Annotated in this window: 27 protein-coding genes and 2 other annotated features; of the genes, 7 read left to right on the top strand and 20 right to left on the bottom strand. The window is 49.6% G+C overall.

The annotated features are described in order from the left end of the window. Positions 1-11: 11 nt before the first annotated feature. Complete coding sequence (locus KNO70_RS00825) at positions 12-842, bottom strand: TerC family protein (protein ID WP_214810773.1); 831 nt, start codon at positions 840-842, stop codon at positions 12-14. Between the two features lie 253 nt (positions 843-1,095). On the opposite strand from KNO70_RS00825, the gene folE2 reads away from it, so the two are divergent. Next, entirely contained in the window at positions 1,096-2,007 is a 912-nt protein-coding gene (folE2, locus tag KNO70_RS00820; protein ID WP_012727487.1) for a GTP cyclohydrolase FolE2, read from the top strand. Positions 2,008-2,045: 38 nt separating this feature from the next. Here the strand turns inward: folE2 and KNO70_RS00815 are convergent, their stop codons facing one another. The 4 genes from KNO70_RS00815 to pta form a co-directional block, all read right to left on the bottom strand. Continuing rightward, positions 2,046-2,210 carry a hypothetical protein gene (locus KNO70_RS00815; protein WP_168169878.1) on the bottom strand — a complete coding sequence of 55 codons (165 nt, stop codon included), beginning with the start codon at positions 2,208-2,210 and terminating at the stop codon, positions 2,046-2,048. Further along, positions 2,210-2,509, bottom strand: a complete 300-nt coding sequence (locus tag KNO70_RS00810) for a rhodanese-like domain-containing protein (protein WP_041917952.1) — start codon at positions 2,507-2,509, stop codon at positions 2,210-2,212. The genes KNO70_RS00815 and KNO70_RS00810 overlap by 1 nt, the downstream gene beginning before the upstream one ends. Before the next feature lie 38 nt (positions 2,510-2,547). Continuing rightward, positions 2,548-3,267, bottom strand: a complete 720-nt coding sequence (locus tag KNO70_RS00805) for a DUF2711 family protein (RefSeq protein WP_078147750.1) — start codon at positions 3,265-3,267, stop codon at positions 2,548-2,550. 76 nt (positions 3,268-3,343) lie between these two features. Continuing rightward, positions 3,344-4,333, bottom strand: a complete 990-nt coding sequence (pta, locus tag KNO70_RS00800) for a phosphate acetyltransferase (RefSeq protein ID WP_012727490.1) — start codon at positions 4,331-4,333, stop codon at positions 3,344-3,346. A gap of 338 nt (positions 4,334-4,671) precedes the next feature. Between pta and hemQ the strand changes: the two genes are divergently transcribed. Continuing rightward, entirely contained in the window at positions 4,672-5,448 is a 777-nt protein-coding gene (hemQ, locus tag KNO70_RS00795) for a hydrogen peroxide-dependent heme synthase (protein WP_078147751.1), read from the top strand. Between the two features lie 75 nt (positions 5,449-5,523). Beyond that, complete coding sequence (locus KNO70_RS00790) at positions 5,524-5,670, top strand: hypothetical protein (RefSeq protein ID WP_012727492.1); 147 nt, start codon at positions 5,524-5,526, stop codon at positions 5,668-5,670. 3 nt (positions 5,671-5,673) lie between these two features. Here the strand turns inward: KNO70_RS00790 and KNO70_RS00785 are convergent, their stop codons facing one another. Next, entirely contained in the window at positions 5,674-6,612 is a 939-nt protein-coding gene (locus tag KNO70_RS00785) for an ATP-grasp domain-containing protein (protein WP_078147752.1), read from the bottom strand. A gap of 153 nt (positions 6,613-6,765) precedes the next feature. Between KNO70_RS00785 and KNO70_RS00780 the strand changes: the two genes are divergently transcribed. Beyond that, on the top strand, positions 6,766-8,256 hold the full coding sequence (locus KNO70_RS00780; protein WP_078147753.1) for a potassium/proton antiporter: 1,491 nt from the start codon (positions 6,766-6,768) through the stop codon (positions 8,254-8,256). Between the two features lie 41 nt (positions 8,257-8,297). Here KNO70_RS00780 and trpA read toward each other — a convergent pair whose 3' ends face one another. The 5 genes from trpA to trpD are packed head-to-tail and all read right to left on the bottom strand — an operon-like array spanning position 8,298 to position 12,523. After that, on the bottom strand, positions 8,298-9,065 hold the full coding sequence (trpA, locus tag KNO70_RS00775; protein WP_214758084.1) for a tryptophan synthase subunit alpha: 768 nt from the start codon (positions 9,063-9,065) through the stop codon (positions 8,298-8,300). Then, the gene (gene trpB / locus KNO70_RS00770) at positions 9,062-10,249 is read right to left on the bottom strand and encodes a tryptophan synthase subunit beta (protein ID WP_214810771.1); all 1,188 of its coding nucleotides are present in this window, start codon (positions 10,247-10,249) and stop codon (positions 9,062-9,064) included. The genes trpA and trpB overlap by 4 nt, the downstream gene beginning before the upstream one ends. Further along, positions 10,246-10,800: a phosphoribosylanthranilate isomerase gene (locus KNO70_RS00765; RefSeq protein WP_078147756.1), complete on the bottom strand. Its 555-nt coding sequence runs from the start codon at positions 10,798-10,800 to the stop codon at positions 10,246-10,248. The genes trpB and KNO70_RS00765 overlap by 4 nt, the downstream gene beginning before the upstream one ends. Then, the gene (gene trpC, locus KNO70_RS00760; protein WP_214810769.1) at positions 10,776-11,537 is read right to left on the bottom strand and encodes an indole-3-glycerol phosphate synthase TrpC; all 762 of its coding nucleotides are present in this window, start codon (positions 11,535-11,537) and stop codon (positions 10,776-10,778) included. The genes KNO70_RS00765 and trpC overlap by 25 nt, the downstream gene beginning before the upstream one ends. After that, the gene (gene trpD / locus KNO70_RS00755; RefSeq protein WP_047794781.1) at positions 11,534-12,523 is read right to left on the bottom strand and encodes an anthranilate phosphoribosyltransferase; all 990 of its coding nucleotides are present in this window, start codon (positions 12,521-12,523) and stop codon (positions 11,534-11,536) included. Before trpD ends, trpC begins: the two co-directional genes overlap by 4 nt. 55 nt (positions 12,524-12,578) lie before the next feature. Beyond that, positions 12,579-12,806 (bottom strand) — a binding site (T-box leader). Between the two features lie 48 nt (positions 12,807-12,854). Continuing rightward, positions 12,855-13,083 (bottom strand) — a binding site (T-box leader). A gap of 241 nt (positions 13,084-13,324) precedes the next feature. Between trpD and KNO70_RS00750 the strand changes: the two genes are divergently transcribed. Further along, positions 13,325-14,638, top strand: coding sequence for an amino acid permease (locus KNO70_RS00750; protein ID WP_240499887.1), 1,314 nt, complete (start codon positions 13,325-13,327; stop codon positions 14,636-14,638). A gap of 83 nt (positions 14,639-14,721) precedes the next feature. On the opposite strand, the gene KNO70_RS00745 is transcribed toward KNO70_RS00750, so the two are convergent. From KNO70_RS00745 to KNO70_RS00735, 3 genes are all read right to left on the bottom strand, one after another. Next, the gene (locus KNO70_RS00745) at positions 14,722-16,218 is read right to left on the bottom strand and encodes a murein hydrolase activator EnvC family protein (protein WP_214810766.1); all 1,497 of its coding nucleotides are present in this window, start codon (positions 16,216-16,218) and stop codon (positions 14,722-14,724) included. A gap of 421 nt (positions 16,219-16,639) precedes the next feature. Next, positions 16,640-17,005 carry a DUF423 domain-containing protein gene (locus KNO70_RS00740; protein ID WP_074035530.1) on the bottom strand — a complete coding sequence of 122 codons (366 nt, stop codon included), beginning with the start codon at positions 17,003-17,005 and terminating at the stop codon, positions 16,640-16,642. A gap of 12 nt (positions 17,006-17,017) precedes the next feature. After that, positions 17,018-17,623 (bottom strand): trimeric intracellular cation channel family protein, encoded by a 606-nt coding sequence (locus KNO70_RS00735; protein WP_012727503.1) that lies wholly within the window; start codon positions 17,621-17,623, stop codon positions 17,018-17,020. Between the two features lie 93 nt (positions 17,624-17,716). On the opposite strand from KNO70_RS00735, the gene KNO70_RS00730 reads away from it, so the two are divergent. Next, the gene (locus KNO70_RS00730; protein ID WP_214810764.1) at positions 17,717-19,354 is read left to right on the top strand and encodes an ABC1 kinase family protein; all 1,638 of its coding nucleotides are present in this window, start codon (positions 17,717-17,719) and stop codon (positions 19,352-19,354) included. Here the strand turns inward: KNO70_RS00730 and KNO70_RS00725 are convergent. Together KNO70_RS00725 and KNO70_RS00720 are read right to left on the bottom strand one after the other, a co-directional pair. Next, positions 19,293-20,876, bottom strand: coding sequence for a GNAT family N-acetyltransferase (locus KNO70_RS00725; protein ID WP_214810762.1), 1,584 nt, complete (start codon positions 20,874-20,876; stop codon positions 19,293-19,295). The two genes, KNO70_RS00730 and KNO70_RS00725, sit on opposite strands and share 62 nt — an antisense overlap. After that, complete coding sequence (locus KNO70_RS00720) at positions 20,873-21,385, bottom strand: glycerol-3-phosphate acyltransferase (protein WP_214810761.1); 513 nt, start codon at positions 21,383-21,385, stop codon at positions 20,873-20,875. The genes KNO70_RS00725 and KNO70_RS00720 overlap by 4 nt, the downstream gene beginning before the upstream one ends. Before the next feature lie 92 nt (positions 21,386-21,477). On the opposite strand from KNO70_RS00720, the gene KNO70_RS00715 reads away from it, so the two are divergent. Beyond that, a complete protein-coding gene (locus tag KNO70_RS00715) occupies positions 21,478-22,890 on the top strand; it encodes an NAD-dependent succinate-semialdehyde dehydrogenase (protein WP_031422044.1) in 1,413 nt (470 codons plus the stop codon). Positions 22,891-22,941: 51 nt separating this feature from the next. Here the strand turns inward: KNO70_RS00715 and KNO70_RS00710 are convergent, their stop codons facing one another. The 4 genes from KNO70_RS00710 to KNO70_RS00695 form a co-directional block, all read right to left on the bottom strand. Continuing rightward, entirely contained in the window at positions 22,942-23,574 is a 633-nt protein-coding gene (locus tag KNO70_RS00710; RefSeq protein WP_031422042.1) for an HAD family hydrolase, read from the bottom strand. A 114-nt stretch (positions 23,575-23,688) separates the two neighbouring features. Beyond that, positions 23,689-24,054, bottom strand: a complete 366-nt coding sequence (locus KNO70_RS00705; protein WP_214687632.1) for a rhodanese-like domain-containing protein — start codon at positions 24,052-24,054, stop codon at positions 23,689-23,691. A 108-nt stretch (positions 24,055-24,162) separates the two neighbouring features. Next, positions 24,163-24,441, bottom strand: coding sequence for a DUF5327 family protein (locus KNO70_RS00700; RefSeq protein WP_214810759.1), 279 nt, complete (start codon positions 24,439-24,441; stop codon positions 24,163-24,165). A gap of 62 nt (positions 24,442-24,503) precedes the next feature. Beyond that, positions 24,504-25,790 carry a DUF2252 domain-containing protein gene (locus KNO70_RS00695; protein WP_214685292.1) on the bottom strand — a complete coding sequence of 429 codons (1,287 nt, stop codon included), beginning with the start codon at positions 25,788-25,790 and terminating at the stop codon, positions 24,504-24,506. Positions 25,791-25,792: the final 2 nt, after the last annotated feature.

Here is a 25,792-nt window from a genome sequence, read left to right as displayed (position 1 = left end):
GAGACCACTTTTTATTGTTTGACCGCTGTCGGTTTCGATGAGAACCAGCCCCATGTCGCAATCCCGACCATGACCGACCAGAAGAAAATCGTCCAAGCTGTCGAGTGGACGAACCCGTCTGGGAGTCCCACGAATTCGAATGGTGTTCCGGCAATCAATTCCTTGAAACCAGGGTGTTCAAGTACGAGCACCGTCAACTTGACCCCGACCCAACCGACGATGATGAAAGCGGCCGTTTCAAGTGTCGGACGCTGATGAAGCAACTTGACGAAAATCCGAGCTGCGAATCGCATCAAGACGACCCCGATGAGTCCACCTGTCAAGACGACGAAGAACTGACCCGAGTCAATCCCACCGATTTCCCCGAGACCAAGCGGTTTGACACTCACAGCGAGCGCGACTGCTGCCAAGATTGAGTCGACCGCAAAGGCGATGTCCGCAAATTCGACTTTTGCGACAGTGAGCCAAAATTCTTTCTTCGACACCGGCTTCTCCGTGACAGCCGTCTCTTCTTTCGCTTCAGCCGCCAAGTCTTGCTTCGGTTCTTGGCCTCGTGCCTTATACGTCATATACAAGTGTCGACCACTCATTCCAATCAGATAAAATGCACCAATCGCTTGAACTTGCCATACGTTGATTAAGAACGAGATTAAGAACAATGCGATAAATCGGAAGACGAACGCCCCGAGGAGTCCATAAAATAATGCCTTTTTCTGTTCTGTACGCGGTAAGTGTTTAACCATGACGGCCAAGACGAGCGCGTTGTCTGCAGATAACAAGCCTTCTAAACCGACGAGCACGACGACGATCCAGGCGTACTGCAGGATTAACTGCCAATCCATAAAAACATCTCCTTTTTTCTTTCAATTCCTTCATATTTAAGAGTGATCTATTTTTTAAGTTCACAGGACCATTTTATTCCCGTTCACAAAGTAAATCAATCCTCTTTCTTCAATATCTGAAGGATTTTTTCCGATTGCATATTCAAAACATGTTATGAGAGCAAAATCATACCCGTTCAGCCATCATTTCGTGATAAAATCCTAACAAGAACGAGTGGTGCTTTAAATCGCTCGAAAAAAGGAGAATCCGATTATGTCTACAAGCCATGTCGCTTTACCTACTAAAGCAGAACGACATAAATTGTTCGGGTCGGTCCCACCGATTAAAGGAACAAAGCCGACCGAAAAAGAACAAATGGTCGATTTACAAAATACACCGAAAAACTTCTTGTTCGCCCTCGACAGTGTTGGGATCTCGAACGTGAAACATCCTGTGAACGTCGAGACGCCAGAAGGAGTCCAGTCAACGGTCGCCACATTTGAATTAACGACATCGCTCGTACAAGACCGTAAAGGGATCAACATGTCTCGTTTGACAGAGCAGCTCGACGCGTACCATCAACAAGGGTGGACGGTATCAAACCGTTCGTTAATCGAGTTCGCGCAAGAGCTCGCCGAGCGTATGGAACAAACAGAAGGCCAATTGACAATCCGTTACCCATGGTTCTTCACGCGTAAAGCACCTGCGACAGGTCTTAGCGGTTTGATGAACGCGGACGTCATGCACCGTGTGACATATAACCTCGAAACGGGCGTCGCAAACGTGACAGTCGGTCTCGTCATCAACGTCACGACGCTTTGCCCATGTTCAAAAGAAATCAGTGAGTACAGCGCCCATAACCAACGTGGGTACATCACGATCGAAGCCGGTCTTGATGAGACATCGATGGACGGATTCGATTGGCGTGCAGCCCTTCTCGATGCAGCGGAGTCAAACGCCTCAGCACCACTTCACCCTGTCCTCAAACGTCCGGATGAGAAACGTGCGACTGAAATCGCATACGAAAACCCACGTTTCGTCGAGGATATGGTCCGCTTGATCGCGGCTGACTTGTACGAGATGAAACAAGTCGTGAACTTCTTCGTCGAATGCCGTAACGAAGAGTCGATTCACCAACACGACGCGATTGCATCGATCACATTCGATAAGCGTCAAGACGCATAAAAAATGCGGAACCTCTGTTAAAGAAGGTTCCGCATTTTTTATAGACTTGTCACGAGTTCAATCGTCAATAGGATGATGATGAGCATCACCCACACTGCCCAGACGAGTCGCCACTTCTCCCAGTCAAATCGCTTCATCACTGCATAGACCGTGAGGTAGAGCGCAAGGAGAAGCGGTACGACGACCCAAGGATTCTCTAGCATCACGCCTCGATGTCGCCGTCCCAAGCGAGCATTCCGCCGTCGACATTGACGACTTTATAACCTTGCGATTCTAAGTAATCACACGCCGTCTGGCTCCGTCCACCTGAACGACAGATGACGTGATAGACATTATCTTGTGCCAACTTTTCTGTCACTTGTGGGAATTCCGATAATGGATAGAGTGGTACGTTCGGGATATGCCCTGCCTCATATTCATCTTGCTCGCGCACATCGATGATATGGAGAGACTCCCCGTTCTCTAATTTTTCTCTTAATTCTGTCGCATGGATGCTTTGCATACATAGTTCCCCTTTCAATCATGGATTCCTCTTTTAGTTTACCTCAGCTTATGCTCCGACAAACTCCAGTTGATGGTCGTCTCAGCGTCACAATAAAATCCCTCGAGCTCGCATCGTTCGACGACCTGTTCGATCAACGCGCGATTGCCACAAAACAACGTGAAATGGCTATCCCAAGGTGGGACGATGAGCCATTCGTGTTGATAACCGAAAAACGTCCGATGTTGCATGCCCCACGTATCAGCGGCTAGCGTCTCACTGAGATGGATGAGATGCCGTTCCGTACAAAATTCGTCTCCGGTCCAGATCCAGCCTTCTCCCATCTCCAAGAGTACACGCAACACTTGATTCTTTTGTAGATTCGATAGTTCCCCTTCACCTGGTGGAAGCACATTCTCACGTTCGCAATATTCAATGATGTGATTCGCCCCTGCTCGATCTTCGGCATGTGGTTTTAGCGCCCTAATCATCGTTCGGAGCGCATGATCGATACGGCTCACGTCACGAAAACCTAGTCTTCGCCTCATCTCTTCCCATGTAACGGCCCGAAATTGCTGTTCGACCTCGTTTTTGTCCAGATCGGCATAACAATCAACCGCGGCGGAGTGATCTATTGGAGCAAGGAATGGATGAAACGCGATGAAGACCGTTTCAAATACCCCTTCATAATACGTCTTAAGTGGGTAGTCATCCCCACCACCAAACATGGCGTAACGATGTCCTTCAGGTAATAAAACGCTCTCATCTAGTTCGTCCATTTCAACACTCCTTTCTTGAATAGTTTATAACGGACCATCAAAAAAAGCACCCTTCTATAAGAAGGATGCTCCGGACTTACGCTTCGTTGCGCTCGTCGATTGCTTGTGCTGCTGTGATGAGCGTCAATTTGTAGACGTCCTCTTCGTTACAACCACGTGATAAGTCGTTCACTGGTTTGTTGAGACCTTGAAGGATTGGACCGATCGCTTCGAATCCACCGAAACGTTGAACCATCTTGTAGCCAATGTTCCCTGCTTCAAGACTTGGGAAGACGAATACGTTCGCCTTACCAGCAACGTCAGAACCCGGTGCTTTCTTCGCCGCTACGCTAGGAACGAATGCCGCATCGAATTGAAGTTCTCCGTCGATTGGAAGGTTCGGTGATTTCTCTTTCGCAAGGCGTGTCGCTTCCACAACTTTCTCTGTTTCAGGTGACTTCGCAGAACCCTTCGTCGAGAAGCTAAGGAGCGCAACTTGTGGGTCGATGCCGAACGTCTTCGCTGTCGCTGCCGACAAGAACGCGTTCTCTGCTAAGTCCGCCGCGTCCGGTGCAATGTTGATCGCACAGTCCGAGAAGACATATTGCTCGTCGTCACGTACCATGATGAACACACCTGACGTCTTTTTGATGCCTGGTTGCATTTTGATGATTTGTAGTGCCGGACGTACCGTATCAGCCGTCGCGTGCATCGCGCCTGAGACAAGACCTTCTGCTTTGCCTGTGTGAACGAGCATTGTTCCGAAGTAGTTCACGTCTGATGTAAGGAGTTCGCGTGCTTGTTCAGCCGTCGCTTTCCCTTTACGACGCTCGACGAATGATTCGACGAGAACGTCGATGTCTTCGTATGTCGCTGGGTCATATTGTGTCAAACCTGAGATGTCGAAACCGTGTTTCGCCGCAACCGCTTCGAGATCTGCTTTCGCACCGACGACGATCGGTTCTACCATACCGTCTGCTTTCAATCGAACAGCGGCTCCAAGAACACGCTCATCGATACCTTCCGGGAAGACGATGGTTGGACGAACCGGGCTAACTTTTTGCTTCAACGTTTCAAATAATTTCATAACGAATGAACCCCTTTTCTCAATTTACAGCATGACTGCTAATGGTTTTGCCGTTGACTTGTGTCTTTACGCGATTTCAATTATACACAGTACCCTTTTCAAAATAAACTATTCTGCCCATTTCGCCATAAATCGCCTAGAATCAATCATTATATGAATAGAACAGTTTCGACAAATCGACTGATACAGCCATTTTTGTAGCCGTTTTCATGTTTCTGTCCTCTGTTCTTTACCCGTCATGAATCGTGATAACCCTCACAGTGCCTCAAAGTTGCCAGTCAGTGAAGCGTGTATGGTAAAATAGACGGCGAAGCCAAGTCCCGAAAGGAGATTTTTTTATGTCAGAACGTCCAGTACCTACAACAGATACACAACATGCCGCCGCCACATTAGACGGATGGTATACACTTCATGATTTCCGCACGATTGATTGGGCTCGTTTGAAACTCGTCGATGCTGAAAAGCGTGAACAGATGATTGAGGAGTTCACTGCGTTCCTCGCCTCACTTGAAGAAGTGGAAGCAAAAGGTGAAGGAAGCCACGCCTTCTACTCGATTCTCGGCCAGAAGGCGGACCTCGTCTTGATGGTGCTTCGTCCAACATTCAACGAACTTGAAGACGTCGAGCGCGCATTCCGCAAAACAGCGCTATACGACTATATGATTCCGTCGTATTCATACGTGTCGGTCATCGAGCTCGGGATGTATCGCGGATCTGGAGACGGGGACCCGTATCAAAACCCTCATATCCGTTCACGCCTCTATCCGACACTTCCAAAGGCCGCACACATCTGTTTCTATCCGATGAGCAAGGCTCGTCGCGACGGCGACAACTGGTACATGTTGTCGATGGATGAGCGCAAAGACCTCATGTATCGCCACAGCATGATCGGCCGTAGCTACGCTGGTAAGATTCAGCAGTTCATCGGTGGGTCGACTGGATTCGACGCATGGGAATGGGGCGTCACACTCTTCGCTGAAGATTCACTTCAGTTCAAGAAAATCGTTTACGAGATGCGTTTTGATGAAGTGAGTGCGAAATACGGTGAGTTCGGCGACTTCTACGTTGGGAACATCTTACCGAAAGAAAATTTGAGCACATTCTTTAGCGTGTAAAAGGTTTACGCGTATAACACCTCGGGAATTAAGGATGATGTAAGCAAGTTATCCTGATTAACGAGGTGAACAACGATGCGCGTGTTTAAAGAAACCGATCGTGACACTGCGGAACGTTTAGATTCGTTCATCGAACGAATGGCACCGACAGCAGAATTAGTCCAACATCGATTTGAAGAGCAACTCAAACATACACAGCAAAAGGGTCAGGCGAGCGCCTGACCCTTATTTTGTCGTGGTGACGTGAAGTGCGTCGCCTAAGAAAGTAGCCAATTCCAGCATTCCGTAGCGTCCCGCTTTCGCTTCAGCATCGGAATTATAGTTCGTGTTCGTATTGACGTCATAGGCGTAGACGTTTCCGTATCGGTCTCGAATGATCTCAATCCCCGCAATATCGATCGCATTCGCTTTCAAGAACTGTTCGAGCTTTGGAATGATCGGGTCATCGAATCCTTCGACGATTTCAAACTTCGCCGGTGGCGTCTCCCCGACCGGACAGAACTGGTCTTCAATCGAGCAGGCATCAGCAGGACAGAGCTCGAATCCTTCCGACGTATCGACGCGCACCGCATACAGGAACTTTCCGCCGATGAATTCGCAGCGGGTAATATACGGTTCCGGGGCTTCGATATACTGTTGAATGAGCGTGATGCCGTCAACCGAGTCCTCGAACGAGGGACCATATACATATTCTTTGAGTCCTTCGATCGTATGGAACAATTGGACCCCGAGTCCTTTTCCGGCACGGTTATGTTTCGTGATGAACGGTGTCAAACCTAACTGCTCAGCCGCTTCGATGATTTGCGCCTTACCGACTGCCGCAATCGTCTTCGGCACGCGAATTCCTTCACGTCGAAGCGCCGTGTATTGATTGACTTTGCTCACTTCGAGGCGGATGGCACGTGTGCCGTTAAACACGGTCCGGTCATTTGCCTCTAACCAAGCGAGGACGCCTTCCGTCAATTCTGGTGCGTACCGATGCCCACGTGTGTGCGAGGAGGCACTCATCCGATTATAAAAGACACCTTCCGGGGGCATTGCTTCGAGGTCAATCGTCCCTTGGTCCAAGTGCCACAATTCATATGGCAAGTTCAATTCTTTTAAACGGTGGACAAGGTGGTTCGTCCATTCTTCGTTTTCATGAATGACGTGAATTTTAGACATCATCATTCCTCCTTCTATGATGTGTTTACTTTACCATATTCATAACCGACAATTCCAATGTGTATGGTTTGCCTAATCCTCAATTCTGAAATATCAGACGATTTCATGGTATAATGAACTTAAGAGTATTGTTTCAGAAAGGAAGTGTTGTGTTTGCCCGTACCTGTTATAAGTACTGATGTACTCATTTTACTCTTCGGTCTACTTCTCGTTGCCGGTGTCATGGCGACACGAATCTCGACTCGATTCGGCTTGCCCGCCCTGATTTTATTTATGGGAATCGGCATGATCATGGGAAGTGACATTACTGGTCTCATCTTCTTTGACGACTCGAATTTAGCGCAGCTGATTGGAGTCGCTGCCTTGATTGTCATTTTGTTTGAAGGGGGTCTTCAAACGAAATGGTCATCAATCCGGAGCGTCCTCGCCCCTTCTGCCTCGCTGGCGACGCTTGGAGTATTGATTACCACGACCGTGGTCGCCGTGGCCGTTCGTTTCGTATTTGGTTTCGATTGGATTGAATCTTTCTTGTTCGGTGCGATCATCGGTTCGACCGACGCTGCGGCCGTCTTTGCCGCATTTAAAGGAAAGAATATCTCACCGAAAGTCGGTGCGACTCTCGAAGCCGAGTCCGGCACGAACGACCCAATGGCGATGTTTTTGACGATTCTCGCCCTCGACTTCATGATGAAGCCGGATACGACCATTTGGGACGGAATTTGGATGTTCGCCCTTCAAATCGTTGTCGGGGCATTAATCGGCTTCATCCTTGGACAACTGTCTCGCCTCATGTTGAACCACTTGAGACTTGATTCGAGCGGACTGCATGCCGTCCTCATGATTTCCATGGCGTTCCTTACCTATGGTGTCACAGCTTACTTATTGGGAAGCGGATTACTCGCCGTCTATATCGCCGCCATGATTGTCGGAAATGCGGATACAGCGCATGAAGTGACAATCGTCCAATTCTCAGAAGCGCTCGCGTGGATCATGCAAATCATCATGTTCGTCATCCTTGGGTTACTCGTCTTCCCTCGTCAACTCATCGAGCCGGATTTGATTTGGAAAGGACTACTCATCTCATTCGTCCTTATGTTCTTGGCACGTCCGATTGCCGTCTATTTATCGACACTTGGCATGTCATTTACGAGAAAAGAGAAACTATTTATCTCATGGGCCGGGCTAAAGGGAGCTGTCCCAATCGTCTTAGCTACATTCCCTTTAATTGCCGGTATTGAGGACAGTCAACTCTTATTCAATGCCGTCTTCTTCGTCGTCGTGACGAGTGCTTTGATTCAAGGGACGACGTTGACACCGCTCGCTGAAAAATTGGGGTTACTCGGACCGGATAAAATCCGTTCTCCCTATACGATCGCCCTCGTCTCGAGTAAACAGTCTCAACATAAGCTCGTCCCTTATGTTGTCACGGAGAGTTCTTCGATGATTGGCAAGACGCTAGCGGATATCACACTCCCACCAAACACTGTCGTGAACGCCATCGTCCGAAACGAATACTTGATTCCACCGAATGGACAGACATCCATCGAAGAAGGCGACCTTTTATATGTGCTCGCTTCGATGTATCGTCATGATCAACTCGACCAAACATTTGGTGAAGATGGGCTAGACCGAGTGGAATTATGAGTAAACGAATAACCGGCGCCTCATTTGAAGCGCCGGTTTTCTTATGCGTGTAAGTGTTTTGCTGATTGAATCAACGTCTCAACCTCTTCTGTCCGTCCTTCATGAAGTGCCTCGACGATGAAACTCCCGACGACGACACCGTCACACGCTTGTCCCAACGTCTGCACTTGCTCCGGACGATGGACTCCGAATCCTGCTAAGACGGGAACACGTGACTGCTCAGTCAATCGAGTTAAGTAGGCGAGAAGCTCGTCCGGGAATACATCCGCTTTCCCGGTCGTTCCTTTGAGCGTGACCGCATACACGAATCCTTCTGCTTTTTCTAAGATGGACGTTGTCCGCGCCTCACTGCTCGTCAACGTGACGAGCGGAATGACGGCGACGTCATGCCGATTAATATCTGCGAATAACTGGAGACTCTCCTCAAACGGAAGGTCAGGAATAATGACCCCGCTCACCCCACATTCGTTCGCCCGATCAAAGAACGGTTGGACCCCGAACCGAAACACTGGATTCAAGTAGGTCATCAAGACGATTGGAACGTTAAATTGATCATTTCCTTCTATTAAATGGTTCAATACCATTTCAAGCGTCACACCTGCTTCAAGCGCGCGCATTCCTGCCGCCTCAATAATCGGTCCATCCGCTACCGGATCAGAGAAGGGGATCCCGAGTTCAATCGCCGTCGCACCCATCTGTTCTAGTTCCACGACGGTCGGGATGAGCCGGTCCATCCCGCCGTCACCGGCCATGATATACGGAACGAACGCCGCTCCTTCTCGCTGTCGAATCGCTGTCTCTAGTTTCATCGTGTCGCCACCTTCTCTCGGATTGTATGGACGTCTTTGTCTCCGCGCCCTGATAAACAAATCACCAGTGTATCGTCTTCTCCCATCGTCTTCGCGAGCGTCTCTGCATAAGCAAGGGCGTGTGAAGACTCCAATGCAGGAATGATTCCTTCTTGTCGGCTGAGTGCGAGACACGCATCGAGTGCCTCGTCATCCGTGACGGCCGCATAGCGCACCCGCTCAATATCTTTCAAGAAACTGTGCTCCGGTCCTACCCCTGGATAATCGAGTCCAGCTGAAATGGAGTGCGCTTCCTCGATTTGACCCGCTGCGTCTTGCAAAACATACATGAGCGACCCGTGTAAGACACCGACTTCCCCTTTTGTGAGGGTCGCTGCGTGTTTATCCGTATCAATGCCACTTCCTGCCGCTTCGACACCGTAGAGCGCGACCGACTCATCGTTTAAAAACGGATAGAACATCCCCATGGCGTTGCTCCCTCCGCCGACACAAGCGACGACGGCATCCGGAAGGCGTCCCGTCTGTTCGAGGATTTGACGACGTGTCTCTGTCCCGATCACGCTTTGGAAATCACGTACCATCTGCGGAAATGGATGCGGTCCGAGAACAGAACCCATCACATAGTGCGTATCGTCGACATGTTTGACCCAGTAACGGAGCGCTTCATTGACGGCATCCTTTAAGGTGCGACTTCCTGATTTGACAGGGACGACTTTCGCCCCAAGAAGTTCCATCCGAAACACGTTCAACGCTTGTCGCTCGACGTCGACCTCACCCATGAAGATGGTACATTCTAAATCGAGTAGTGCGCATACTGTTGCCGTCGCGACACCGTGTTGTCCCGCGCCTGTCTCCGCAACGACTTTCTGTTTCCCCATCCGTTTCGCCAGGAGCGCCTGCCCGATCGTATTGTTGATCTTATGGGCACCGGTATGGTTCAAGTCTTCACGTTTCAAATAGACATTCGTCCCGAGGCGACGACTTAGGTTCGACGCATAATAAAGTGGCGTCTCACGTCCCACGTATTCACGTAATAAGGAAGAGAATCGTTCTTGAAACTCAGGATCTTGCTTCGCCTCTTCATAAGCGACCTCTAATTCTTCGACCGCCTGCATGAGCGTCTCTGGAATGAACTTCCCACCATATTGTCCAAACTTCCCGTTTTCTGGTTGTGCATACATCATAGTTCCTCCTTGGCGCGTTGAATGAACGCACGAATTTTTTCGATATCTTTCACACCGTCCGTCTCGACACCGCTCGAGACGTCGACGCCGTCTGGTTGGATGAGTTGAATCGCTTGTCTCACATTCTCCGGGGATAGCCCGCCCGCTAGCCAAAACGGACGCTGCGGCCGGTCGATTGCGCCCCAGTCTAACACCTGTCCACTTCCCGGATTCGGATGATCCATCAATCGTACATCTGCCGTCTCCTCGGTCGACGCATCGATGATGGGCAATCCGAAGATACGGAGTTGTTCCATTGACTGCGTCCGATGGTGAATTTGTAAATCCGTCAGTCCTACATTCAACGTTTCCTCAATCTCTTCCATTGAAGGACTTAAAAACACACCAACGATTCGAACCGATTCCGGGATGTGTGCGGCCAGTGTCTTCGCAGTCGCCACGTCGATTTGACGGGAACTCGGGGCGAAGACAAACCCGATTGCATCCGCTCCCGCCTCGACCGCCGCCTCAACAGCTTCCTTTGTTTTTAGTCCACAGATTTTAACGAACATGTTTTCAACTCCTCGAGTAATCGGGTCGGGTCCTCTTCACGCATGAGTGCTTCCCCGACGAGAATGGCGCTTGCCCCAGCTTCTTGTAAACGCGCAGCCGCCTCGACCGAACTGACCCCGCTCTCGCTGACGAATGTGACCTCAGGATAGCGTTTCATCAAATCAATCGATGTTTCGAGGGATACCTCGAACGTTTTTAAGTCTCTGTTATTGATGCCGATCAACACGTCATCAAGTTCGAGGGCGATGCGCAACTCCGCCTCATCATGTACTTCCACTAAGACGTCGAGACCGATGGAGCGCGCATATCGCGTCAACTCCTGAAGACGTGTCGGATGGAGTGCCGCCACGATCAAAAGTGCCACACTCGCCCCGTAATGCTTCGCATAGTCGAGTTGTCGTTCATCGATGATGAAATCTTTACAGAGCACCGGGATGGTGACGACATCGGCAACTTGTCGCAAATCGTCAAACGAACCGTTGAAGTATGTCGTGTCTGTCAAAACGGAAATCATCGTCGCACCGGCTTGTTCGTATTGACGCGCCCGTTCGGCGACGTCGACCGTTTCCCGAATCATTCCTTTCGAGGGGGACGACCGTTTGATCTCTGAAATGATATGGAATCCCTCGCTCATCACATGTAAGAGAGAGATCGGTTTCGTCACGGGGACATCGATGGGCTGCATGCCGCTAACCTCTTCTATTTTCGTTCCGATGATTTTCGTTAAATAACTCATGCTTCGACCTCCGTACGTTGTAAGTTTTGTAATACCCGTAAGGCGTGCCCTTCATCGATACTACGTTTTGCTTCTTTCACTCCTGCACGAAGCGTTGCGGTCGTACCATACGTGCAAAGGGCAAGTGCCGCGTTCAATAAGACGACGTCGCGTGCCGGTCCCGACTCTCCATTCAATACGGCAAGAAGTGTCGCGGCGTTCTCTTCTGGTGTGCCTCCACGTAGCGCTTCAAGCGGCGCCCGCATCAAGCCGACATCTCGTGGGTCGACCGCGTAACGCGCCGTCTGTTCCCCATCAAAGAAATATACGTCATTCACACCGGCGAGGCTCGCTTCATCGAGTCCACCTGCACCATGGACGACCATGCCGCGCTCCACGCCGAGATGACGCATCGCGGTCGCCATCTTCTCGAGCAATGATGGATGATAGACACCGACAAGTTGTCGTTTCGGGCGAAGTGGATTCGTTAACGGTCCGATTTGGTTGAAGATGGTCGCCGTCGCGAGTCGTTTCCGGACCGGCATGACGTGCTTCATAATCGGATGGACATGCTGGGCGAAGAGGAAACTCAAGTTCGTCCGTTTCAAGTCAGCATGTACTTCCGCTGCCGTCTTCACGATTGGAACGTTCAGTGCCTCTAGGACGTCCGCGCTCCCGGATCGACTCGAGACGCTTCGATTCCCGTGCTTGGCGACCGGAATCCCAAGACCAGCCAGGACAAAGGCGACGGTCGAACTGATGTTGAACGTATGCGCCCCGTCGCCGCCGGTACCACACACATCGAGTACGGGTAAATCACTCTGGGGGAACTGTGCCGCTTCACGAATGTATGCCGCGAGTCCTGCCATCTCTTCTGCTGTCTCACCGCGCTCTTTCATCGCCAAAAGCACTCGTTCGATTTGCGCTTCATCCGCTTGGAACATTTCGCTGGCTGCCACTTTCATATCTGCTGTTGATAATGCGTTTGTCTCCAATTGTTGAATCATCGTCGGTTCCCCCTCTAAAAATGTGTATAAAAAAACTCCACACGACAGTCGTCGTATGGAGGACGGTTCAAGACCGCGGTGCCACCTCTCGTTGATTCAAAAGAATCCACTCTCCGATGCAATCACATCGTATCCCGATAACGGGGGAAACCGTCACGACCTACTCTCTTCAGCCATGCTCTCATGAGCCCATTCACGCGGACGCCTCGGTCAGGATCTCACCATCCCTGACTCTCTGGACGAAACGTCTTCTCGCGCTACTCTTCTCAATCCTCGATTTATATTGTTAAAACGAAAAAGGGGTCACCCGTCTCCTCATAGCCTGCGCTATAAGAAGGACGAGTAACCCCGTGGTGCCACCTTCGTTGGTTCCAAAGAACCCACTTCACGGACAATCATCCGCTTCCCCGTGATAACGGTGGGTAACCCGCTAAAGCCTACTCAAAGTTCGGTTTAGAGCTCAGAAGTCCATTCGCGACGTCCCATATACTGATTCGCACCAACCATCAGCTCTCTGTCATACAGGATTCGTCGTTACTTCTCTTCGTCGACGCCTTTATTCGTTTCAGTTAAGTTAATTCGTACTATACAGGGCAGATGAATCCATGTCAAATAAAAAAATATAAAAACTTTGCCTCTATATGTGCATCCAAAAATGAGAAACCTTCATCGATTTTTCGAATTGACATTGTTTTTTTTCGTCTGCTATAGTCGTCCACAACAACATTTCACTCAGCTAAAGGAGAATCGATTTTGGAAACAAATAAACTAAAACGCGAGCTGTCCACCCGGCAACTTACGATGATTTCCCTCGGGAGCGCCATCGGAACCGGGCTGTTCCTCGGAAGCGGTCTCGCGATTCAAACCGCTGGCCCGAGCGTGCTCGTCAGCTATGCCATCGGGGCGTTCATCGTCCTCTTACTCATGGGTGCGCTCGCCGAAATGACGGTCGCCCATCCAACATCCGGATCATTCGGAACGATTGCCGAGCGATACGTTCATCCACTCGCCGGTTTTCTCGTCCGTTACTCTTACTGGGTCGCGAACGTACTGGCTGTAGGGGTTGAAGTCAGTGCCATCGCCATCTACATGCGCTACTGGTTCCCAGATGTGAACGGGTTCGTTTGGGTCGCCCTCTTCGGTGGACTACTCATTTACGTCAACGCCCGTCACGTTCACACGTTCGGAACGACCGAATACTGGTTATCCTTCATCAAAGTAACTGCCATCATCCTATTCATCGTCCTCGGTGCCGCCACATTGTTCGGCGAACCAGGATCACCAATTGAGTCAATCACGACAGGAAACGAAGGCTTCTTCGCGTTCGGTTTTTACGGAATGTGGGTGACGATTTTCATCTCCCTCTTCAGTTTCCTTGGAACCGAACTTGTCGCTGTGACAGCGGGAGAAGCGAAAGACCCGGACCAGGCTGTACCACGCGCTTTACGCGCGACCGTGTTCCGCTTGACGTTCTTCTATGTCGTCACGCTCGCGATCATGCTCATGCTGATCCCATGGCAGCAAGCCGGGATCGACCAAAGTCCGTTCGTGCTCGTCATGGAACAGTTTGATGTCCCGTTCGCGGCAGGCATCCTCAACTTTGTGATTTTGATCGCCGCCTTGTCTGCGATGAACGCGCAGCTTTACGCGTCGACACGTATGATGTACTCGCTTGCGGAAGCCGGCGATGCACCGAAAGCGTTCAAAAAAATCAGCAAAAATGGGATCCCGATGTTCGCGCTACTCGTTTCAACGGGCGGGATCATCCTCGCCGCTTTGCTACAAGTATTCATGGAGTCGTCGTATCCATTCTTGATGGGAATCTCGATGTTCGGAGCTATTTTCACTTGGTTCATGGTCTTCGTCTCCCACTTGTTCTTCCGTAAGAAATGGACTGGGCGAAAACTCCCTGTCCGCATGATGGGATATCCATTCCTCCCATTGCTCGGGGCGGTCTTACTGCTCAGCCTGATGATCACGACATGGTTCACGGATTTCAACATCTTGCTGAAGTTCGGCGTACCTTGGTTGATTGGGTTGACGATCATCTATTACGTGCGTGAACAAATGCGTAAAAAACAAGATCGTCCAAGCGATATCGAACAAGCCAATTAACAAGCATCCCTTCGCGACAGCGGAGGGATTTATTACGCACAAAAGCTCCTTTCGCAATCGAAAGGAGCTTTTTGGTTGATGCATCAGAAGAACTGACGCGGATTGACCGTGCTACCCGCACTCGTTGCCGAGTATGAGTAGCCGCCTTTATGAATCTCAAAGTGCAAGTGCGGACCTGACGAGTTCCCTGTGTTTCCAAGCGTCCCGATGTTCGACCCTTGCGTCACACGCTGTCCAGAGCTGACAGATACCGAGTTCATGTGCGCATAAACCGTCGTCCAAACTTGACCGTTGATGACGTGCGCGATCATGACGTGGTTGCCGTATGCACCACCCCAACCTGCACGAATGACCGTACCTGTCGCAGATGCACGAATCGGTGTCCCTGTTGGACCGGCGATGTCTACACCGTTATGGAACGTGTAACCATACGCACCACTTGCCGGACCCCATCCTTGCGAGTAGCGTCCTGAAGCTGGTTGAATGAACATCGTGCTAGACGGTGCTGGCGTCGATGTCGTCGGTGCCGGCTTTGGCTCTGGTTTCGGAGCTGGCGTTGGCGCCGGTGCCGGTTTTGGAGCTGGCGTTGATGGTCTCGTGTTGTTTGAAGACGATGAAGACGGGGTATTCGATTTATTGTCTTGTTTTTGTTGAGCAGCTTGACGAGCCGCTTCCGCTTCTCGTTCCGCCTCTGCCTGACGAGCAGCCTCAGCTTGACGTGCAGCTTCTGCTTGGCGGGCTTCTTCCGCTTTACGTGCCGCCTCTTGACGAGCTGCCTCTTCCGCACGACGACGGGCTTCCTCTTCTTCGCGACGTTGCGCTTCGATTTCAGCCGCGATCGCCTGTTCTTGAGCGACTAATGTTGCTTCAATCTCTTGAAGGTCAAAGATTTGCGATTCGAACTTGATGTTCTTCTCTTCAAGCTCTTTGATGCGTTTTTCACGTTGCTTCATTTTCTTCTCAAGCTCGGCTTGACGCACTTCGAGTGCTTTTTGTTGTTCAAGAAGTGAAGCACGCTCTGCTTTCAAGTCAGCCTGCGCTTCTTTCAACGAACGCTGTGTCGCTTCATAGTCATCAAACAACTCTTGGTCACTACGCTGAATCGTTCCAGCTGTGATCATACGTGTCACGAGATCAGAGAGATTTTTTGAACCGAAGATGAACTCAGCCCAGTTGATTGAACCGCCACCGTTCTTTTGCATCGTGGCCATACGCTCTTTCATCATCGCTTCTTGCGCCTTCATTTTTTCTTGGTAATCTTTAATGTCGGCTTCAAGATCCTCGATCTTCATCTCGGTGCGCTTGATTTCTTGGCGTTTCATGGCGACATCATTGATGATGTCTTGCAATTGTGCGTCCATTTTGTTGACCTCAGCCTGAACTTTTGAAATCTCTTCCTTGTTTCCTTCAATTTTTGAAGATGTTTCTGACTGGTCTTTTTTCACACTGTCGCGCTTTTCTTTTACTTTTTGTTGTTGTTCTTGCTTCTCTTTAATCGAAGTCGATGCATCCGCAACTGTATGTGTGCTGATGAGCATCACACCGAGCGTCAACGTCGAGACTGTGCGTTTCCAATTCATGAATGGGGTACATCCTTTCTTAAATGACAAACGTGAGTACCTACTACACTACATATTTAAAGCCGTTTCAGTATGTAACAAAAACGATCATTTGGTTGAGTTTCAACACGACTAATTATATCTAACTGATAGATATTTTCCTGTTAAAGTTATATTTCAATTTTATTACGCAAGAACAAAGGTTCGGACAATGAATGCATAGAACTTATTATTTACCAATACCTTTTCAGACTGTTCGATTTGACATCTTTCTGTAATGTTTTATGTAAATAGAGAACGTTTTACCTTATTTTAAAATAATAAGCGAATAGGGCTGTATATCCCTTTTCCAATTAATGGGGTGACTCATCAAAAAAATCCATGCCGTCGCTGCATGTGAACATGAGCAAAGGCATGGATATCGAATACATGGATTCTCAAGTTATAGTTTCATCGCACCGACGATGACAAAAATCCAGGCAGCGATGAATAACACGCCGCCAATCGGTGTCACGGCTCCGAGTTTTGTAATTCCCGTCAATGCCATGACGTACAAGCTTCCTGAGAAGAAGACGATCCCCGCAAACATGAGCCAACCGGCCACGTTGAACTGGCTGATGCTCACGCGCATGAGGAGCGCTGCAATCCCAATGATTCCAAGCGCGTGCACCATATGGTAGAGCACACCTGTCTGCCAGTTTGCCAACATGTTTGGCGCCAATCTCTCTTTTAGCGCATGGGCGCCGAATGCACCAAGTGCCACACCGAGTGCCATCAATCCGGCACCGATCATTAATAATATCTTCATTTCCGTTCCCCCTTATCTGACTTTTCGTGCTGGTAAATTCCACTTCCGATAGTAGGATATCACTCGAAGTGTCGCGACGACAATTAAAAGCGCGTACACAGCAAGACCGCCTTCGAGCTTGAAGTAATACGTAATGACCGCAATGAGAATCGCCCAAATCGCATACACCTCAGACTGTAAGACGAGAGGCTTACGTCCTGCCAATAAGTCCCGGACCACACCTCCGCCAACGCCAGTCAAGACAGCCGCCGCAATCGCAGCAGATAAAGGTAAATCAAGCTTGATGGCGACTTGTGCCCCTTGAAAGGCAAACGCAACGAGACCAATGGCGTCGACAATGACACCCCAGCGTTCCCAATGTGGCAATACGACACTCGGGAGCAGGAAGATGAGGAGTGCGACAAGAAAACATAAAATAAATAAATCATTCTGTTGCCAAATTAAGCTGACGGGGTTTCCTAACAGGACGTTTCGAATCGCGCCACCTCCGAAGGCAGTGATAAACGCCAATAGCCACACCCCAAAAATATCGTATTTTTCATCCATCGCAATGATGGCTCCGCTCGCCGCGAACGCAATCGTTCCGACGACGTTGAGCAATTCCCACTCCATGAACATCCCTTGCCCTTTCTTCAACGCATTGTATGGTAAAGTATAGTTACAAAAATTCAGGTCAGTCGTGCGACTGTCGTAAAGGATGTCGGTATTACAATGAAACGTATCGCTTTGTTCCGCATATGGATTATCGTCACCATGTTCGCCCGATTCATCATTCGGCTGTACGCCTTTTCACGCAAACAACAACAAGGTGTCGCCACGACAGAAGAATATGAAGCACTGATGCTCAAGCTCGCACGTGAGTATAAGCGTAACGCGCTACGACTCGAGGGCTTGTTAATCAAACTCGGACAATTCTTATCAATTCGTGCAGACTTATTGCCACCCGCCGTCTTGAACGAGCTATCAGAGCTCGTCGACCGTGTCCCGACGTCTGGTTGGGAGAAGTCGCGCGCGATTCTAGAGGCAGAATGGGGCGTCCCATATACCCAAGTCGTCAAAGACGTCGGCATCGACGCCGTCGCCTCGGCTTCCATCGGAGAAGTATATGGTGCCACGCTTCTTGAAAACGGCAAACGGGTCGCCATCAAAATCCAGCGTCCGAATATCGAAAAAATCATCCGGACCGACTTCCGTGCGATGCGGATTGTCACATCGATGTTAAAGCGGACATCCCTCGCTAAATCAACCGACTTAGATAGCTTATATCGCCAAATGATTTTTGTCATCGGGGATGAACTAAATTTTCAAACCGAATTAAAAAACGCCCTGTATTTTAAAGCCAAATACGCCGACAACCGAGACATTTATATCCCGGACTATCACGAACATCTCTGTACGAACCGCGTCTTGACGATGGACTGGGTCGACGCACGCCGAATCACCGACCTCGCCTTTTTAAAAGAAAATGGAATCGACCGTTCCGCCCTAGCTGAACGACTCTTCACACTCGCTGCCGAACAGCTATTGTTTGGTGGACAGTTCCATGCCGATCCACACCCCGGAAACGTCCAAATTCGAGCCGATGGCACCATCATCTTACTCGATTTCGGTATGGTCGGACAAACAACGGCGCAAGACATGGCCACGATTCGGAATATCTTACAGGCATTCATCTCGCTCGACTATGATAGCATCGTCGATGGATTAGAAGACTTGCGCTTCCTCTTACCGACGGCAAACAAACAAAACATTCGCCAAGCACTAGAGAAAGCGGTCACTTTCTACCTAGAAACGGACATCGATACCGTCGATACGAAATTGATTGAGAAAGTGTTACAGGACATTCAATTGCTCGTCAAAAACGAACCGATTCAGCTCCCGGCGGAATTTGCCTTCTTCGGTCGTGCCGCTTCGACCTTACTCGGGATCCTGCAAATCCTCGACCCAAAAATCGACCTGTTCACACTCGGTAAACCGATTGTCATCGAATGGCTCGAGGAAGACGGGACAACGCTTCAAAATCGTTACGTGAAGACCGGAATCAACTATGCGAAGAAACTGTTAAACGTTCCTCCACTTCTGGATAATTACTTAAAAGAACCGACACGAAAACGTCTGTCGGAGCAAGCGATGTTCCAACGAAACCTTGAATCCAAGGAACTCTTGCACCGTCAGACGTTCAATGCCATCGTCATCTTGCTCGGTTTGCTCGTCGGCCTACTCGGCTATATTCGACCGGATGAATGGCTCTTCTGGTCAGGTGGCGTCGTCTCCGTTTTAGCTTATTTCAATTGGAGACGCCTCGGACGAAAGATTCGTCATTTGGCACGCCAAGACTTTCGAGTATAAGCGAACCGTCACTCTCAGCAGTGGCGGTTTTTTGTTGAATCCATTGTGCGATATAAGCACCGACGTCACGCATCATGCGGGGTGTCGTCCAACCCATGGTCGATACTTGAATGACGTTCGCCTGCTTTAAGTAGCCACTCTCATACTGGACGAGATAGCCTTGATAGGACAGTTGGCGCCCGAGCTCGACCGAGGATAGCTCGCACGGAACTGGAATCGTGATGATGCCAGGTGATTGGGCGGGACACACATCGACCGATAAACCGTTCTCTTGTAAGGCATTAAGCAACGTATTCATCTTTACAGAATGTGAAACGACTTCATCTTCTGTCAACTCATCCAGCGCGATCGCCATCGCTGAGAGAAGCGGTTCCGATTGTGTGAAGGCAATCGGTTGATAGAGGGATAAATCCAAATAGCGCGCTGTATGTGGTGTCGCAATCGCCGGATGCTTCATTGCGACGAACGCGAGACCCGGGGCGTTCCGTAACGCCTTTCCTGAAGAGAAGGTCACGTAGTCCGCAAATGAATAGTCATAAACGAGCGTTCCGACGGCACTGATCGCATCAATGGCGATAATGCCTTGCCATGTATGGAGCGGGTCGAGATTGATGAAAATCCCTAACGATGTCTCGCAATGAACCGTCCATACCCAGTCTGGTGCAATGCGCTCGAGTTGAGAAATATCCCACTGCCCCTCTTGGTCCACTGAGACCACGTCAAAAGACAGACCGACACGCCGGGCATGGTCAATCAAACGTTCTCCAAATTCACCCGCATTGAATATGAGCCCGTGTCCGTCCAATCGAGCCGCGACCGCATCATTGGCGACCGTCCCACTTCCAAGAAGCGTATAGACATGCGGGAGTCCGATTCGTTCCGCCAGTTTTTGTTGCACCGCTTCAAGCACTCGTCCCGTCTCATTTGAACGATGTGGGCGCGGCTGCATGGAGAGTCGTTCTCTCACGCGTTCCGAACATTCAACGGGTCCTGCTAGTAAACTTTTCGGGCGTAGAATCGACGCTGATTTGGATTCATAAAAAGCCGAACGCGTTAACACCATCGGCACATATCGTGCTTCCTCAGGACCGATTGGATCCGCAAATGGGACAAACCCAAATCGACGATAGAGCACTTGTTCACGTGTCGTTCCACTGATGACGATGCCATCAACCTCACGCTCTGTCGCATCATCGATAACCGCACGCATCAATCCAGCGAACGTTCGATTGCGCCGATAAGGTTTAGTCACAGCGAGCAGACGAATCTCGAGCCAATTCCCTTCAGGAATGCGCACACCCTTTTGTTCCAATGAAAATGGTCGTTTACCACGTAACGCACACATGGCGACCACTTCCCCATCCACTTCTCCAATCCAATATGTATTTTCTTCGTGAAACTTGTCGACAAGTCGCCTTTTCTGATTCGGTGGATGTTGCGGAATCTCTTCGACGAATGTTTCGTAATTCAACCGATGTATCGCTTCAAAATCTGATACTTCGGCTTTTCGGTACACAATCATGCTTTTTCCTCCTTCACATGATGATAGATAATAAGAATCGTAATCAGCGTGGCCCAGATGACATCTTCGAGACTTCCGAAAGCTGCCAACGGTAATAACGTAAGCATGACTAATCCCGTCTCGCGAGAGTTCCCTGTTAATTTGATTAAGAGTAACAAGATAGCAAGACCCCCAATAAACCACCACGGGTCATATGCCCATATGATTCCAGAAAAAACGGCATATCCCTTCCCACCTGCACGGATTCGCCAAAATGGATAAATATGCCCGAGCGTGAGTGCGAACGCCGTCTCCCAAAAATACAATCCGCTCATCTGTAGGACGAGAATCGTCTTGAGCACGTCGAATCCATAGACGATTAGAAACGCCTTTACTCCACCGATGCGATGCGCATTGCGTGCACCGGTATTCTTCGAACCAGTTGTCGCTAAATCATGTCCACTTAGCACCCCATACAGTCTGCCCCCGAGCAGACTTCCGACTAAATAGCCTATGATGATGATCCACATAGTATCCCCTCATTTTTTGGAAATTTGTGTGCGTTTCAGAAAAACGGGTATCCTCTAATTAACTGTGCACTTTTTGGAAAGGGGAAATCAAGATGCGAGAAGAGAAAAATTTCATTAATGGGGAATGGACAGAAACGGGACAAACGATCGAGGTACGCAATCCGGCTACAGGCAATGTGATGGCCGTCGTGACAAAAAGTGATACACAAGAAGCGACACAAGCCGTCGATGCTGCACATGAGGCGTTACAAGAATGGCAACAAAAAACAGCAGAAGAACGAGGGGAGCTACTCAATGAGTGGCATCGTTTGATTGCAGAACATACAGAAGAGCTTGCCCGAACGATGGTCGAGGAACAAGGGAAACCGCTCAAGGAAGCAATCGGTGAAATCAACTATGCAAATGGATTCATCGACTGGTATGCAGCAGAAGGACGACGCGTGTACGGAGAGACGATTCCTGCTTCATCAAACCAGAAACGAATCTTTGCCATCAAACAACCGGTGGGCGTCATCGCAGCCATCACACCTTGGAACTTCCCGGCTGCCATGATCACACGGAAAGTCGCTCCGGCGCTCGCTGCAGGCTGTACGGTCGTCATGAAACCAGCATCGGCGACCCCGTTGACCGCCATCGAATTGGTCAAATTAGCGGAGAAGGCCGGATTCCCAAAAGGGGTCATCAACCTTGTCACTGGACAAGCTTCAGATATCGTCAAAGCGTGGCAACAAGATAAACGGGTCCGAAAATTGACGTTCACAGGATCAACGGAAGTCGGAAAAATGCTCATGCGTGACGCTGCGGACACGATGAAAAAGATTTCACTCGAACTCGGTGGACATGCCCCGCTCATCGTCACGGCCAAAGCGGATTTAGATAAGGCTGTTCCGCAAGCGGTCGCCACAAAGTTCCGAAACGGTGGACAGACGTGCGTCTGCGCGAACCGAATCTATGTCGAACGCGCCGTCGTCGATGAATTCTCGGAGCGTTTCATTAAAGAGGTCGAAGCGTTGAAAGTCGGCAACGGACTAGAGGAAGGTGTCGACATCGGTCCGCTCATCGATGACGATGCGCTCAGTAAAGTCGAAAAGCATATTGAGGACGCACAGATTCGTGGCGGTGAAGTGTACGGTGGCGAGGTGCTAGACGGCTTATTCATCCGTCCTGCCGTCATCCGTTATGCGAATGAAGACATGCTCTGCATGAACGAAGAAACGTTCGGACCCGTCGCACCGATTGCAACGTTCGATTCGCTCGATGAAGTCATCAAACGGGCGAACAACACGCCGTTCGGCTTAGCCGCTTACTTGTTCACGCAAGACATCAATGAGGCGGTCTATTTAGCTGAATCGCTAGAGTATGGGATTGTCGGTGTGAATGACGGACTTCCGTCAACGCCGCAAGCGCCTTTCGGTGGTTGGAAAGAGAGCGGACTCGGTCGTGAAGGCGGTCATCACGGTATTGAGGAATTTTTAGAAGTCAAATACATCTCACTCGGATTGTGAGTATAGGTATACAAAAAGGCTTGTCGACATTGATATGCGACAAGCCTTTTCTTATCGGTTGACCCACTCGACTAAATCATGTGGAGACTGGATCACGTGATCCGCAAGTGCCCACTCTTCTTCATTGCCGAATCCGAACCCTGTCAAGACGACGGGAAAGTCATGGGCGCGAGCCGCCTCGACATCCGATTTACGATCACCGACCATAATATAGTCCGCCTCTCCGTGCCGGACACGGTGCGCTGTCAGAATGTCTGCCTTCTTCTCGCCCCCAACAGATTCTAAACATTCGGGTGCCGTCATATATGGACGAATCTGTTGCGTATCTAAAATCAAATTCATATAATGAACACCGCAGTTACTCGCTGTCGTCAGCGTATGACCTTGCTCGTGAAGTGTCTCCAACATCTCACGAATTCCGTCAAATAAGACATTTTGTCCTTCCATCGTTTGCTCAAGCGTCGTATGACGGAGTCTGCGAATGAGACGAATCTCCTCAAGCGTCGCTTCCGGGATGACATGCTCCCAAAACGCGTTACCTGCCAAGCCGTATCCTGAACGGACCGCCTCTTCACTCGGTTTCGGAAGATGAGGAAGCTCCTCTAGTGCCTCATGAATCGCCTTTGTCATCGGTCCGGTCGTATCTACTAACGTGCCATCGATATCAAATAAAATTACTGCCATTGGATTGATCCCCTCTCTTTCACTCTCTCCTTACCGTAGCAGAATCCCCGAAAATGCAAAAGAGAAAACGTGATGACAAAAAAACGACTGAACCGATTCGTCCAGTCGCCTCTATTATCCACGCCAGAAGTTCATGCCACCTTTTACAGAATAGACGTCGGTATATCCGGCACTCTTCAGCATCGCTGCCGCACGTTGGCTACGCATCCCGCTCTGACAGATGACATAGACAGGACGCTCCTTTTCTTTCGGATATTTCGCTTGAGCATTACCGAATCCGGATAAAGGTATGTTTTTCGCCTGCTTGATATGTCCCCCGCGGTATTCATGCGGCTCACGCACATCCAACAATTGAATGTTCCGTTCTTCTGCGATTCTCCGTTTTAAATCGTCTGTCGAAACCGTTTTGACATTGTTACGACGACTCCACCAGAAATACACAAGTCCAATGACGACTGCCACAAAAAGAAAGTCCAACATATTCACGCCTCCATTTACATTTCGTTTCTTGTACCCATTATACCCCCTATGGTATTTAAGTCAATGAAAATGAATCCACAAAAAAACCACATGTGCATCACATGTGGTTCAAAAATCGAGCAATGAATCGGATTTAGGTTGTTCGTCTTCTTCCATGGGAATCCCGAGAAAAGCGGCCATCTGACGATCAAGCGGAGGTTTCGTTTCACTTGTCACGGTCGGGGACTGTGATGCCCCAACGCTTTTTGCTTCAGACGTCTCCGCTAACAAGAGTTCACAAAAACCCATTAACTTTGCCAAATGACGCTTTTGCGCTTCGCCGGTTAACGACTCAATCTGTGTCATCACCTGACGCATTTGGGCGATGACTTGTTGTTCTGTAATCATAGTCCGTACACATCCTTTACGCTTCCATTGTGAAGGATTTCATCCTCGATTCGCAAGTATCTTTAACGATTCCTTGACTCGACCCAATTTAAAAAGGCGTCATAGTCAAAACGAACTTGATTTGCATAAAAATCAGCCCATCTCGATAACTGTCGAATAAACAGGGACGGGGAGTCACCGATTGCCGCCGCGATTCGTTCGCTTGCCGTATAATCGAGCACATTCGATGACGCATCGGCCCGTGCGTGAATCTTCGCCGTGATTTGCGCTTGCACTTTCAACGTCTCAATGAGCGACGTCTCATCTTTCATGTGTTTCGCTTTCACTTTCCGCTTATACGGAGAACGTTGCCTCACATAATATTCTTTATCGTCGATTGTCAAATAGCCGAGATACGGGTCACGACTGTGGACCATTGCTCGTTGTGCGGCGACGACACGAGCGCCTTGATGCGACAATCCGTTCTCAAACAGCGGATGTGTCGGAAGAAAGAGAGACGGGACGGCGGACTGTGCTTGCTTCATCTCTAAAATAACATCTTCATCATGTTCTTCGTCGGCACCTTCAATCAAAATATAGTAGCGTTCTAAACCAATCGAAGCCGTGCCGCTCTGAAGTTTGATGGCGATATCTTTGATTTCGTAGTGATCGGCATGATGTCGGTGTTGGTCTGACAATGAAGACAGATAATCGCCCCATGCCGCTTCAATTTTCTCCCGTACTTCTGAAGAGACGGGGAGCAGGTCGTCACTCGTCGAAAAATAACGTTCCTCGTCCCGTACCTCCGTCCGTTCGGACATGAATTCATCTTTCTTCTTTTCCGCTTTTTTTATGACTTTTTTGACCGCTTTACACGTATTATCTTTCGTGAATTGAATATGCTCACTCCGTCCAAGCGCATGTTTTTCAATGGCTTTGGCATAGGACTCAGCAAACGCTTGAATGGCTGCCTTGCCGTCGAATCCTGACTCGGCGGCGAACAAATCGACAGAGACCGCCATCCGCAACAAATCGAACAGATAGGACCCGATATACGCCTCATCAAAGTCGTTCACGTCATAGATGATGGTGCCGGCCCCGTCTTCGAACACACCGAAATTTTCAAAGTGTAAGTCTCCTTGAATGAACGTCGGATGGTCAGGACCTGTGTCAAAGGCGATCGGTACTTTCGCAAAATCGTAGTAGAACAAGTGTGAGCTCCCTCGAAAGAACGAGAACGGGCTTGAACTCATCTTCGCGTACTTCTCTTGTCTCGCCTCTTCCGAAAGCTGTCGAATCGACTGGTCGTAAAAATCAAGGACGGTCCCAATCGTCTCGCACCGAATTTGTTGTTTGACGGCTGTGAACATAC

Origin of the sequence: Exiguobacterium sp. s181, assembly GCF_018617125.1 — a bacterium.
Taxonomy (GTDB): domain Bacteria; phylum Bacillota; class Bacilli; order Exiguobacteriales; family Exiguobacteriaceae; genus Exiguobacterium; species Exiguobacterium profundum.
Note: the sequence above shows the minus strand (reverse complement) of the source record. Positions and strands in the feature narration are given on the sequence as shown.

Coding starts and splice junctions, on each gene's coding strand:
- KNO70_RS00700 (WP_214810759.1), bottom strand. CDS start 24,441: ATGATTACAGAACAACAAGTCATCGCCCAAATGCGTCAGGTGATGACA.
- KNO70_RS00750 (WP_240499887.1), top strand. CDS start 13,325: ATGATTTCCCTCGGGAGCGCCATCGGAACCGGGCTGTTCCTCGGAAGC.
- KNO70_RS00825 (WP_214810773.1), bottom strand. CDS start 842: ATGGATTGGCAGTTAATCCTGCAGTACGCCTGGATCGTCGTCGTGCTC.
- trpD (WP_047794781.1), bottom strand. CDS start 12,523: ATGATTCAACAATTGGAGACAAACGCATTATCAACAGCAGATATGAAA.
- KNO70_RS00735 (WP_012727503.1), bottom strand. CDS start 17,623: ATGTTCATGGAGTGGGAATTGCTCAACGTCGTCGGAACGATTGCGTTC.
- KNO70_RS00720 (WP_214810761.1), bottom strand. CDS start 21,385: ATGTGGATCATCATCATAGGCTATTTAGTCGGAAGTCTGCTCGGGGGC.
- KNO70_RS00725 (WP_214810762.1), bottom strand. CDS start 20,876: ATGATTGTGTACCGAAAAGCCGAAGTATCAGATTTTGAAGCGATACAT.
- trpC (WP_214810769.1), bottom strand. CDS start 11,537: ATGAGTTATTTAACGAAAATCATCGGAACGAAAATAGAAGAGGTTAGC.
- KNO70_RS00810 (WP_041917952.1), bottom strand. CDS start 2,509: ATGCAAAGCATCCATGCGACAGAATTAAGAGAAAAATTAGAGAACGGG.
- KNO70_RS00745 (WP_214810766.1), bottom strand. CDS start 16,218: ATGAATTGGAAACGCACAGTCTCGACGTTGACGCTCGGTGTGATGCTC.
- KNO70_RS00730 (WP_214810764.1), top strand. CDS start 17,717: ATGAAACGTATCGCTTTGTTCCGCATATGGATTATCGTCACCATGTTC.
- KNO70_RS00710 (WP_031422042.1), bottom strand. CDS start 23,574: ATGGCAGTAATTTTATTTGATATCGATGGCACGTTAGTAGATACGACC.
- KNO70_RS00740 (WP_074035530.1), bottom strand. CDS start 17,005: ATGAAGATATTATTAATGATCGGTGCCGGATTGATGGCACTCGGTGTG.
- trpB (WP_214810771.1), bottom strand. CDS start 10,249: ATGATGTATGCACAACCAGAAAACGGGAAGTTTGGACAATATGGTGGG.
- trpA (WP_214758084.1), bottom strand. CDS start 9,065: ATGAAACTAGAGACAGCGATTCGACAGCGAGAAGGAGCGGCGTTCGTT.
- hemQ (WP_078147751.1), top strand. CDS start 4,672: ATGTCAGAACGTCCAGTACCTACAACAGATACACAACATGCCGCCGCC.
- KNO70_RS00815 (WP_168169878.1), bottom strand. CDS start 2,210: ATGCTAGAGAATCCTTGGGTCGTCGTACCGCTTCTCCTTGCGCTCTAC.
- KNO70_RS00790 (WP_012727492.1), top strand. CDS start 5,524: ATGCGCGTGTTTAAAGAAACCGATCGTGACACTGCGGAACGTTTAGAT.
- KNO70_RS00805 (WP_078147750.1), bottom strand. CDS start 3,267: ATGGACGAACTAGATGAGAGCGTTTTATTACCTGAAGGACATCGTTAC.
- KNO70_RS00715 (WP_031422044.1), top strand. CDS start 21,478: ATGCGAGAAGAGAAAAATTTCATTAATGGGGAATGGACAGAAACGGGA.
- folE2 (WP_012727487.1), top strand. CDS start 1,096: ATGTCTACAAGCCATGTCGCTTTACCTACTAAAGCAGAACGACATAAA.
- KNO70_RS00765 (WP_078147756.1), bottom strand. CDS start 10,800: ATGTTCGTTAAAATCTGTGGACTAAAAACAAAGGAAGCTGTTGAGGCG.
- KNO70_RS00695 (WP_214685292.1), bottom strand. CDS start 25,790: ATGTTCACAGCCGTCAAACAACAAATTCGGTGCGAGACGATTGGGACC.
- KNO70_RS00785 (WP_078147752.1), bottom strand. CDS start 6,612: ATGTCTAAAATTCACGTCATTCATGAAAACGAAGAATGGACGAACCAC.
- pta (WP_012727490.1), bottom strand. CDS start 4,333: ATGAAATTATTTGAAACGTTGAAGCAAAAAGTTAGCCCGGTTCGTCCA.
- KNO70_RS00705 (WP_214687632.1), bottom strand. CDS start 24,054: ATGTTGGACTTTCTTTTTGTGGCAGTCGTCATTGGACTTGTGTATTTC.